2 protein-coding genes are annotated in these 1801 nt (G+C 65.3%); one reads left to right on the top strand and one right to left on the bottom strand.

The window, feature by feature from the left end; all coding sequences use genetic code 11:
• Positions 1-169: 169 nt before the first annotated feature.
• A complete protein-coding gene (locus ACQRCJ_RS12365; RefSeq protein WP_427799932.1) occupies positions 170-1111 on the bottom strand; it encodes an AraC family transcriptional regulator in 942 nt (313 codons plus the stop codon).
• A 286-nt stretch (positions 1112-1397) separates the two neighbouring features.
• Here ACQRCJ_RS12365 and ACQRCJ_RS12360 point away from each other — a divergent pair.
• On the top strand, positions 1398-1801 hold a 404-nt coding region (locus ACQRCJ_RS12360; protein WP_427799931.1), incomplete at its 3' end, for a cupin domain-containing protein.

Raw genomic sequence — 1801 nt, 5'->3', positions numbered from 1 at the left:
AGCACCGGGCAGGAGGATAGCGTCCCCGCGCGCCCCGGCTGTGTTCCTGTTGCCGGGGCATGCGGGAATGACGGGATGGTCTTGAGGTCAGGAAGGGCGCGGCCCTACGAGGACGGGCCGCACCGGCGCGGAACAGGGCCGGCCCGCAGGCGGATGACGCGGACGTATCCTAAAGGCCGCCCGCCCCGGCTTCGCCCAGAGGCGCAAGCGTGCGTTTCCGCTGGATGTCCCGGTGGGGCGGTTCGCCGAACATGCGTTTGTACTCCCTGCTGAACTGGGTCACGCTCTCATAGCCTACGGAAAGGGCCGCCGAGGCCGCGCGCATGTCTTCCATGAGCATCAGGCGCTGGGCCTCGTGCAGCCTGAGCTGTTTGAGGTATTGCAGGGGGCTCAGGCCGGTGACGGTCTTGAAATGACGATGGAGCGTGGACAGGGACATGCCCACCTGCCGTGCCAGGCTCTCCATGCGTACCGGGGCCCCCAGATCCCGGCGCAGGATGGAGACGGCCTGCAAGACCTGGCTGTTCTGCGAGCCCTGGGCATAGAGTCCGCGCAGCACATGGCCCAGGGGCCCGATCAGCAGCAGATAGTGCAGCTCCTGCAGGATCATGGGGGCGCGGATGGCGATCTGCTCCGGCTTGTCCAGCAGCTCGGCCAGGCGCAGCACCGCTTCCAGGAATTCCGGTTCGGCATCCGCCACGGCGACGCCGGGGCCGTCTTCCTGCGGCGTTTTGCCCGCAGGCCGCATCCTGAGCATGAGGTCCGTCAGGATCTGCCTGTCCAGATAGAAGAAGAGGGAGAGGAAAGGCTGTCCGGGAGCCGTATCGAAAAAAGAAGATGAACTGGGCATGTCGATGCCGGAGACCAGGAACTGGCCCCGCCGGAAGACGAATTCCTGCGAGCCGATGAGCGAGCGCTTGCCCCCCTGGACGATGATGGCTGTCAGAGGTTTTTCGAAACAGCGGTCAGATGCGGGGGGATCCTCCCGCCGGACGAGTATCAGACCGTCGATGGGGCTGGGGCGGATCTCCGGGGCGGGGAGGTGCCGCATCAGGATGTCTTTCAGAGCGGCAAGGATATCTTCTTTGATGGACAGGGCTGAGGATGCCATGAGGACCTCCGGTTCGGGCTGCCTGTCCAGTGTAACCAAAAGACGGCAGGGAGAGAAGACGCCGCCAGTGGCGTCCGCGGGCAGACGGCACGACTGTGCAAGAGCGCCGGAGGGAATGTGTTTCCCCAGCCTCAGGAAGGCTCTGTCTTTGCCCTGCTGACGGGACAGGCACGGGGAGCGGTAGCGGTACACGGCGCAGTCCGTCCGCGGCTGCCCGGCAGTGTGGCCGCACCTCCGGCGATACCGCCCGGGCGTGACATATAACGATCAACAAAAGGAAACGACCATGCAGGAAAACAGGGGGCCTTTCGCCCAGGGCGGTGCCAACACGGCCTATGCCCGCTACTTTGTCGGCAACAGTTACCTGAACATGCTTTCCACCGAAGGGGTCGTCATCGGTAACGTGACCTTCGAACCGGGATGCCGCAACAACTGGCATATCCATGAGGCCGCCAGCGGCGGCGGGCAGATACTGCTCTGCACCTCCGGGCGCGGCTGGTATCAGGAGTGGGACAAGCCCGCACGCGAACTGCACGCGGGCGACGTGGTCCACATCCCCGCCGGGGTCAAGCACTGGCACGGCGCGGCCAGGGACAGCTGGTTCGTGCATCTGGCCGTAGAAGTCCCCGGTGAGGGCTGCCGCTCCCAGTGGCTGGAGCCTGTCAGCGAAGAGGAGTATGCCCGTCTGCC

The organism is Desulfovibrio sp. SGI.102 (assembly GCF_050314315.1).
Lineage (GTDB): Bacteria > Desulfobacterota > Desulfovibrionia > Desulfovibrionales > Desulfovibrionaceae > Desulfovibrio.
Note: the sequence above shows the minus strand (reverse complement) of the source record. Positions and strands in the feature narration are given on the sequence as shown.

What these genes read in the sequence shown, in the direction of transcription:
- ACQRCJ_RS12365 (WP_427799932.1), bottom strand. Translation starts at nt 1,111, where the DNA reads ATGGCATCCTCAGCCCTGTCCATCAAAGAAGATATCCTTGCCGCTCTG.